Annotated in this window: 6 protein-coding genes and 1 riboswitch; of the genes, 3 read left to right on the forward strand and 3 right to left on the reverse strand. The window is 69.9% G+C overall.

The features are described from left to right. From Q4I23_RS27325 to cobW, 3 genes are all read right to left on the reverse strand, one after another. On the reverse strand, positions 1 to 763 hold a 763-nt coding region (locus tag Q4I23_RS27325), incomplete at its 3' end, for a ferredoxin-like domain-containing protein (protein ID WP_498528295.1). Then, entirely contained in the window at positions 760 to 4,146 is a 3,387-nt protein-coding gene (gene cobN, locus Q4I23_RS27330; RefSeq protein WP_498528296.1) for a cobaltochelatase subunit CobN, read from the reverse strand. The genes Q4I23_RS27325 and cobN, both read right to left, overlap by 4 nt. Positions 4,147 to 4,301: 155 nt before the next feature. After that, positions 4,302 to 5,384 carry a cobalamin biosynthesis protein CobW gene (cobW, locus tag Q4I23_RS27335; protein ID WP_498528297.1) on the reverse strand — a complete coding sequence of 361 codons (1,083 nt, stop codon included), beginning with the start codon at positions 5,382 to 5,384 and terminating at the stop codon, positions 4,302 to 4,304. A 39-nt stretch (positions 5,385 to 5,423) separates the two neighbouring features. Continuing rightward, positions 5,424 to 5,639, reverse strand: a riboswitch (cobalamin riboswitch). Between the two features lie 289 nt (positions 5,640 to 5,928). On the opposite strand from cobW, the gene Q4I23_RS27340 reads away from it, so the two are divergent. From Q4I23_RS27340 to Q4I23_RS27350, 3 genes are all read left to right on the forward strand, one after another. Beyond that, a complete protein-coding gene (locus tag Q4I23_RS27340) occupies positions 5,929 to 6,693 on the forward strand; it encodes an ABC transporter ATP-binding protein (RefSeq protein ID WP_040134438.1) in 765 nt (254 codons plus the stop codon). Continuing rightward, positions 6,686 to 7,408 carry an ABC transporter ATP-binding protein gene (locus tag Q4I23_RS27345; protein WP_145690030.1) on the forward strand — a complete coding sequence of 241 codons (723 nt, stop codon included), beginning with the start codon at positions 6,686 to 6,688 and terminating at the stop codon, positions 7,406 to 7,408. The genes Q4I23_RS27340 and Q4I23_RS27345 overlap by 8 nt, the downstream gene beginning before the upstream one ends. Before the next feature lie 64 nt (positions 7,409 to 7,472). After that, a complete protein-coding gene (locus tag Q4I23_RS27350) occupies positions 7,473 to 8,675 on the forward strand; it encodes an ABC transporter substrate-binding protein (protein ID WP_454017582.1) in 1,203 nt (400 codons plus the stop codon). Positions 8,676 to 8,754: the final 79 nt, after the last annotated feature.

Genomic DNA, 8,754 nt, shown 5'->3' on the forward strand with positions numbered 1-8,754 from the left:
GCGTATAATCGTCGGCAGCGTCAGATGTGTATAAGAGACAGCTCAACACCTCCACCCCCAGCGCCTTGACCAGCCCGGCCATGCGCCGTGGCGGTTCGGCCAGGGTCTGGCGAAGCTCCAGGAAAGTCCGCGCCAACGCCGCCGCAAGCTCGACCAGATCGTCCGGGCGGCAGTGGCCCAGCAGCGCGGTCCCCTCCAACGTTCCGCCCAGCCCGACGCGGAACAGCGGCCCGTCCACCGTCCCTGCCACCGCCCCTGCCACCGCGTCGAAGCGCACGTCGGTGCCGCTGTCGAACAGGGTGGCCTGCCCGCCGCCGTCGACCAGCCAGCCGAATTTCGGGGGCAACCGCTGGAGGTCACGGTCGGCCGCCAGCCGGGCATCGAGCGCCAGGGCGTAGGGGCGCACGTCCAGCACCGCCGTCCCGTCCAGCCCGGCGGTCGGGGAGGTCAGCACGTTGCGCACCGCCTCGCTCTCCGCGTCCTCCGAGACGTAGCCGAGCGCGCGAAGCTCCGCGATCAGCGCCGCCATGTCCGCCGTGGCGACGCCGCGCAGTTGCAGGTTGCCGCGGTGGCTGAGGTCGACCAGACCGTTGCCGTAACGCCGCCCCAGCTCCGCGATCCGCTTCGCCGAGGCGGCGGGAAGCACACCCGCCGGAACGCGCACGCGGACCAGAAGACCGTCGCCGACCTCCATGGGGGCGAGCACGCCGGGGCACGTGCCGCGCCGGCGGGGTGGATTGCGGAGTTGGGTGATCGCGCTCATGCGGACATCTCCTTGCGGCGGCGCAGATCGTCGCCCGTCGAATTGCGGCGTGGGTGCCAGAGACCGCGCTCCAGGGCCTCGGTCAACCGGTCCAGGATATGCCGGGCGGCGGCCGGATTGGACTGTGCCAGGAAGTCCCACACCTGCTGGTCGTCCACATAGGCGTCGTACAACTGTTCGAAATGATGGGGCCGCACCGCCGTGGTGGTTGCGGCGAAGGCGAACAGCGTGTCCACGCTCGCCGCCAGCTCCCCGGCGCCGCGGTAACCGTGGCGCATCATTCCGTCGATCCAGCGCGGGTTGGCCGCCCGGCCGCGCAGGACGCGGGCGATCTCCTCGCCCAGCGTGCGGACGGTCAGGCTCTCCGGCTCCGAGCTGTCGAGATGGTACAGCGCCGGGTCGTTGTCGACCAAGGCGGCAGCGGCGGAGAATCCGCCCTCATACTGCATGAAGCCGTCGGTGGAGAGCAGGTCATGCTCCCGCTGGTCCTGGTGGTGGACGAGCGCGTCGGCCCCGCCGATGCGGCGGCGGAACAGGCTGGGCAGCGGCACGCCCTCCAGCCCCTTGCCGTAGGCGTGGCAGCTTCCCTCCAGATAGGCGGCGCCGAAGTCGGCCCGCGCGGCCCAGTCGCCGCGTGCGATCAGGCCGGGCAGCGCCGTGCCGTAGGCGCCGGGGGCCGCGCCGAAGACCCGCGCGCTGGCCCAGCGCTCCGCCTCCGCCGCCGGGGTGCCGCCGGTTTCCAATTCAGCGCGGTCGGTGCGGAGCGCGGCGGCGACGGGGTTCACGTCGTCGGGCTCGTCCTCCGCCATCACGGCGCGGACGGCCTGATCGAACAGGGCGATCTGCTGCGGGAAGACGTCGCGGAACAGGCCGGAGATGCGCAGAGTCACGTCCACGCGCGGACGGCCGAGGACGGAGGCCGGCATCACCTCGAAGCCGGTGACCCGGCCGGAGCCGTTCTCCCACAGAGGGCGCACGCCGAGCAGGGCCATGGCCTGGGCCAACTCGTCGCCGCCGGTGCGCATGGCCGGCGTGCCCCAGCAATCCACCACCAGCCGCCTCGGCCAGTCGCCGTGGTCCTGCAGGTAGCGGGTGATCAGCGCGTCCGCCGCCTGCCAGCCCAGCGTCCAGGCGGTCGGCGTCGGCACGCCGCGCGGGTCGAGCGCGTAGAGGTTCCGTCCGGTGGGCAGCGTGTCGGCCCGCCCCCTTGCCGGGGAACCGCCGGGGCCGGGTCTCACGAAGCGCCCGTCCAGCCCGTCCAGCAAGGCGGCCATCTCGGCTTCGCCGCAGGCGTCCAGCGCCGGGGAGACCTCCTCCGCTTTGCCGAAGCGGGCGACGGCGGCGAGCAGGCGGGCGCGGCGCTCCGGCTCCGGCGTGGTGCCGAAGACATGCAGCCCGTCGCGGATCTGCATCTCCTTGATGTCGCAGAGATGGGCGTCGAGGCGGCTGAGGATGGCGTCGGGGTCGTCGTCGGGCCGGAGGTTGCAGTCGGCGGCGACGCCGGAACTCCAGGCGAGGTCCAGGATGGTCTGCCGCAGCGTGCCCAGACGCCGCGGGTCCAGCCCAGTCGCCATCGAGTATTCGTCGATGGCCGTTTCAAGCGCGGCAAGGTCGCCGTGCAGCCCGGCCTCGACCGGCGGCGGGGTCAGATGGCCGATCAGGACGGCGCCCAGCCGGCGGCGCGCCTGCGCACCCTCGCCGGGGTTGTTGACGATGAAGGGGTAGAGGCAGGGCAGGGGACCGGCGACGATCTCCGGCCAGCAGTCGGCGGACAGGGCGACGGCTTTGCCCGGCAGCCATTCCAGCGTCCCATGCGCCCCCACCTGCACCAGCGCGTGGACGCCCAGAACATGGCGGAGCCAGAGGTGGAAGGCATGATAGCCGTGGCTGGGTGGCGTCTCCGGGTCGTGGTGCTGGGTGGTGGTCAGCGGGCCGTGACCGCGGCTCGGCTGCACGGCGACGGCGACGTTGCCGCAGGTCAGCACCGTGAAGCGGAAGGCGGTGCCGTCGGAATGCGGGTCGGCCCCCTCGTCGCCCCAGGTGGCGGCGATGCGGCCACGGACCTCGGCGGGGGCGAGGCGGCGGTAGTCCTCCAAACTCAGCGCGGCGGTGGTCCCGCCGGTCAGCGTCTCCATCAGGGCGGCGGACCCGGCGGGAAGCCCGTCCAGCGCGTAGCCCTCGGCGCGCAGCCGCTCCAGGATGCCGACGACGCTCGCCGGGGTGTCGAGGCCGACCGCGTGGCCGATGCCGCCGCCCGGCCCCGGATAGTCGGACAGCACCAGCGCCAGCTTGCGCCCGGCCCGCGGGGTGGCGCCCAGCCGAACCCAGGCGGCGGCCAGATTGGCGGCGAAGGCCACCCGGTCGGGCACCGGGCGAATCAGCGTCGGAGCGAACTCCAGGTCGGGGTCCAGCGCCCCTTCGGCCTTGAAGGCGATGGCACGGGTCAGGATGCGCCCGTCCATCTCCGGCAGCACGACGTTCATGGCGAGGTCGGACGGCCCCATGCCGCGGGCGGAGCCGCGCCAGCCCTCCTCCGGCGTGGTGGACAGCACCGCTTGCAACACCGGTGTGCCGTTGGCCTCCAGCGGCGACCCGTCCTCGCGCGCCGCCGAGAAGCCGGTCAGGTTCATCACGACGGCGGCGTCGCGGGCGGTCAGGGTGGCGCGCATCCAGGCGGCGCAGTCCGGCTCCTTCAGGCTCGCCACGAACAGCGGCAGCGGGGCGAGGCCGCGCGCGGCCAGCGCGTCGCACAGCGCGTGCACCGGTTCCAGATCGCCGGCCAGCAGGTGGGAGCGGTAGAAGACGACCGGCGCGCATGGCCCGGTGACGTGGCCGGACCAGCCCTCATAGACGCCGAAGCGGGGGACCGGCGCCGGCTCGCGCCAGGGGCGGTCCTGCCCGCTCAGAGTGGCGGCGTAGGCCAGCAGGTTGGCCATGTTGTCCGGCCCGCCCTCGGTAAAACCGCGCCACAGCCGTTGCGCGGCCTCGGCCGGAACGGTGCCGTAGCCCTCCAGGGCGGGGTTCGGCTGGGCGCAGCCGGGCAGCACGGCCAGCGCCACCCCGGACTCCCGGCAGGCGGCGGCGACATGGTCCAGCCCATAGCGCCAGTAGCCCGCCCCGCCGAGCAGGCGCAGAATCACCAGCTTCGCCTTGCGGATCACAGAGTCGACGTAGAGGTCCACCGACAGCGGGTGCCCCAGCCGCGCGAGATTCGCCAGCCGGAGGGTCGGCATTGTGTCGCGGTGGCGCTTCCAGCAGGCGGCGAGCGCCGTCAGGTCGCTGTCGGAGAAGGACAGGACGACGAGGTCCGCCGGGCTCTGCCCCAGATCCACGGCCTGGGGGCCGGCGTCGAGGTCTTCCTGGCGGGCGGCGAGTAGGTGCATGACCGAGAGCTTTTCGAAATGTCCCTCTCCCCTCTGGGGAGAGGGTTAGGGTAAGGGGGTTGCACGTGGCGGAACGTCCGGCGTAAGCGCACCCCCCTCACCGGCCCTGCGGGCCACCCTCTCCCCAGAGGGGAGAGGGTTGTGAAGGCCAAAAATCACTCCAGCGCCGCGGTCACGGCGTCGCGGTCCAGGCCCGTCTCGCCGATCACCACCAGACGGCTGCGGCGCGGCTCGTCGGGCTTCCAGAAGCGGTCGAAATGGGTCTGGATGCGCGTCCCCACGCCCTGCACCAGAAGGCGCATCGGCTTGCCCGGCACGTCGATGAAGCCCTTCAGGCGCAGCACGCCATGGGCGGCGGCGACCCGCTCCAGCGTCTTCGCCAGCGCCGCCGGGTCGGGCTGCGGGCCGAGTTCCACGACGAAGCTGGTGAAATCGTCGTGATCGTGACCCTCCTCCTCGTCATGGTGGCTGGGGCGGTTGGCGAGGTCGTCCTCGGCCCCGGCCCCGACGCCGAGAAGCACCACCGGATCGACCTTGCCGTTGCTGGCGCGCAGGATCTTGGGCTCGCGCCCAATACCGCCCGCCGCCATGCCGCCCTCTGCCATGGCGGCGCGGATCAGGTCCTCGACCTTCGCCAGATCGGCGGCCTCGACCAGATCGGTCTTGTTCACCACGATCAGGTCGGCGCAGAGGAGCTGGTCCTCGAACACCTCCTCCACCGGCGTCTCGTGGTCGAGCTGTCCGGCCTCGGCGGCCTGGGCGGCCAGCGCCGCCGGATCGGGGGCGAAGCGGCCCTCCGCGGCGGCGGCGGCGTCGACCACCGCGACCACCCCGTCCACCGTCACCCGCGTCTTGATCGCCGGCCAGTGGAAGGCCTGGACGAGCGGCTTCGGCAGGGCCAAGCCGCTCGTCTCGATGATGATGTGCTCCGGCGGCTGGGGGCGCGACAGCAGCTTCTCGATGGCCGGGACGAAGTCGTCGGCGACGGTGCAGCACAGGCAGCCGTTCGCCAGCTCGATCACGTCGTCCTCGGTGCAGGTCGGGTCGCCGCAGGCGCGCAGGATCTCGCCGTCGATGCCGACATCGCCGAACTCGTTGATGATCAGCGCCAGACGGCGCCCGCCGGCCTGCTCCAGAAGGCTGCGGATCAGCGTCGTCTTGCCGGCACCGAGAAAGCCGGTGATGACGGTGGCCGGGGTCTTCCCGGCGGACGGACGGAGGGCGGCGCGATGCGTCATGATCTGGTTTCCCTGTCTCCGCCACACCCGGCGGATTGGATGAGTTTCGGTCTGGCGGCAGGTTTCCTGGCTCGCGGGTCGTCGCCGCGCCTCCCGCCTTCCCGGCCTGTCGGCCCGTGGCATTTCCGGAGGCGGACTCGCCGCATACAGTTGCGGGGGCAGCCGCGGCCTTGGACCCCATCCGGATCCGCACCGCATTCCCTATTATCCCCGCGCCTTCACGGCGGACGGGGCACCGTCGGGGGCGCAGAATTGCAGGCGGACCCCCGATTTGCAAGCGGCCATTTGGCGCCCGCAAAGCGTGCCATCGAACCCGGAACGGTCCGCCCATCCCGCCGTTGGTGTGTCGGAAGATCGGTACAGTCTGTCTGGAAAGCTGACACTCCGGACCGCGTGCGATGCGGTCGCCGCCTTTGATGAATTCAACAGTTTCAATGAACTAACGAATTTCCCCACAATTGGCATGCCCTGTGCTTATATCAGCTCAACCAAAAACGCGGACCGGCAGACGACGCGGACGAACAGGGAGGGAAAAGCGGCACCCATGGCCGACGACATCATTCTGGAAGCGCGCGGACTCTCGAAGGAGTTCAAGGGCTTCATCGCGGTGAAGGAGGTGAACCTCCAGGTTCGCCGCGGCACGATCCACGCGCTGATCGGCCCGAACGGCGCCGGCAAGAGCACGGTCTTCAACCTGCTGACCAAGTTCCTGACGCCGACGCGCGGCCAGATCCTCTACAAGGGGCGCGACATCACCGCCATGAAGCCCGCCGACGTGGCGCTGCTCGGCATGGTGCGCTCCTTCCAGATCTCCGCGGTCTTCCCGCACCTCAGCGTCCTGGAGAATGTCCGCGTCGCGTTGCAGCGCCCGCGCGGCACCAGCTTCCATTTCTGGAAGCCGGAGGCCAGCCTGCACGACCTGCACGACCGCGCCGAGGAACTGATCGAGGCGGTGAACCTGACCCCCTGGGCCGGCCACACCGCCGCCGAGCTGCCCTACGGCCGCAAGCGCGCGCTGGAGATCGCCACGACGCTGGCGCTCGACCCGGAGGTGATGCTGCTCGACGAGCCGCTGGCCGGCATGGGCCACGAGGACATCGAGGGCACCGCCGCCCTCATCAAGCGCGTCTCCGCCGACCGCACCATTCTGATGGTGGAGCACAACCTGTCGGTCGTTGCCCACCTGTCGGACACCATCACCGTGCTCCGCCGCGGCGAGATCCTGGCCGAGGGCGCATACGACGTCGTATCGCGCAACCCGCAGGTCATGGAAGCCTATATGGGGACGGGTGAGGTGGGCCATGCCTGACGGTGCGACCGTGAAGACCGCGATGCTGGAGATCCGCGACCTCCAGGCCTTCTACGGCGAAAGCCACGTGCTGCACGGCGTCAACATCGACGTGCGCCAGGGCGAGGTGGTGACCCTGCTGGGCCGCAACGGCGCCGGCAAGACGACCACCATGCGCTCGATCATGGGCATCGTCGGCAAGCGCAACGGCTCGATCCGCTTCCAGGGCAAGGAGCTGATCGGCATGGCGCAGCACAAGATCCCCCGCCTCGGCATCGGCTATGTCCCGGAGGAGCGCGGCATCTTCGCCTCGCTCAGCGTGGACGAGAACCTGATGCTGCCGCCGGTGGTGAAGTCGGGTGGCATGACCGTGCCGCAGATCTACGAGCTGTTCCCCAACCTCCAGGGCCGCGGCACCACCCAGGGCACGCGCTTGTCCGGCGGTGAGCAGCAGATGCTGGCCATCGCGCGCATCCTGCGCACCGGCGCCGACCTGATCCTTCTCGATGAGCCGACCGAGGGCCTCGCCCCCGTCATCATCGAGCAGATCGGCGTGGCGGTGCGCAAGCTGAAGCAGCGCGGCTTCACCATCGTCTTGGTGGAGCAGAATTTCCGCTTCGCCGCGACCATCGCCGACCGCCATTACGTGATGGAGGAAGGCCATGTCGTGGACATGATCCCCAACGACCAGCTCGCCCAGAACATGGACAAGCTGCACACCTATCTGGGTGTCTGACCCGTTAACCCCCCCCCCCTCTGCTGAACACACTCAAAACAAAGCCAATCGAAGGGAGTTCGAAATGCTCAAGACGTTGCTTTGCGGGACCGCATTGCTGGCGCTGACCGCCGGGGCCGCGCACGCCCAGGTCTCCAACAACGTGATCAAGATCGGCGTGATGAACGACCGGTCCGGCATCTACGCCGACCTCGCCGGCGAAGGCTCGGCCATCGCCGCTCGTCTGGCGGCTGAGGAGTTCGGCGGCAAGATCGCCGGCGCGCCGATCGAGATCGTCGTCGCCGATCACCAGAACAAGGCCGACATCGCCGCCAACACGGCGCGCGAGTGGATTGACGCCGGCAACGTGGACGTCATCGCCGACGTGCCGAACTCCGCCGCGGCGCTGGCCGTCCAGGGCATCACCAAGGACAAGAAGCGCATCTTCCTGATGTCCGGCCCGGGCTCGACCGACCTCAGCGGCAAGTCCTGCAGCCCCTACGGCTTCCAGTGGACCTACGACAACTACGCCATGGCCGCCGGCACCGCCCGCGCGCTGGTCGAACAGGGCAAGAAGAACTGGTACTTCATCACCGCGGACTACGCCTTCGGCCACTCGCTGGAGGATGAGACCTCGAAGATGGTCAAGCAGCTCGACGGCAAGGTCGCGGGCAACGTCCGCCATCCGCTGGGCAACGCCGACTTCTCGTCCTACCTGCTTCAGGCCCAGGCCTCGAAGGCCGACGTGATCGGCCTCGCCAACGCGGGCGGCGACGCCACCAACGCCGTCAAGCAGGCGTCGGAGTTCGGCATCACCCAGTCGGGCCAGAGCCTCGCCGGGCTGCTGCTGTTCATCAGCGACATCCACGCGCTGGGCCTCCAGGCCTCCCAGGGCCTGCTGCTGACCACCGGCTTCTACTGGGACACGGACGAGCAGACTCGCGAGTGGACGAAGAAGTTCGAGGCCAAGGCTGGCCGCAAGCCGACCATGGTCCAGGCCGGCGTCTACTCCGCCGTCCGCCACTATCTGAAGGCGGTCGAGGCCGTCGGCTCGGACGATGCGGACAAGGTCGCCGCCAAGATGCGCGAGACCACGGTCAGCGACATGTTCACCAAGAACGGCAAGATCGCCGCGAACGGCCGCATGTTCCACGACATGTATCTGGCCCAGGTGAAGACCCCGGGCGAGTCCAAGGCTCCCTGGGACTACTACAAGATCGTGAAGACCATCCCGGCCGAGCAGGCGTTCCTCGACCCGGCCAAGAGCGGTTGTTCGCTGGTGAAGTAAGGTTCTGAAACGGGCACCCCTTCCGGCCTCCCCCCGCTTTGCAGCTGTCTCTTATACACATCTGACGCTGCCGACGATT

The organism is Azospirillum sp. UFLA03-27 (assembly GCF_059803775.1).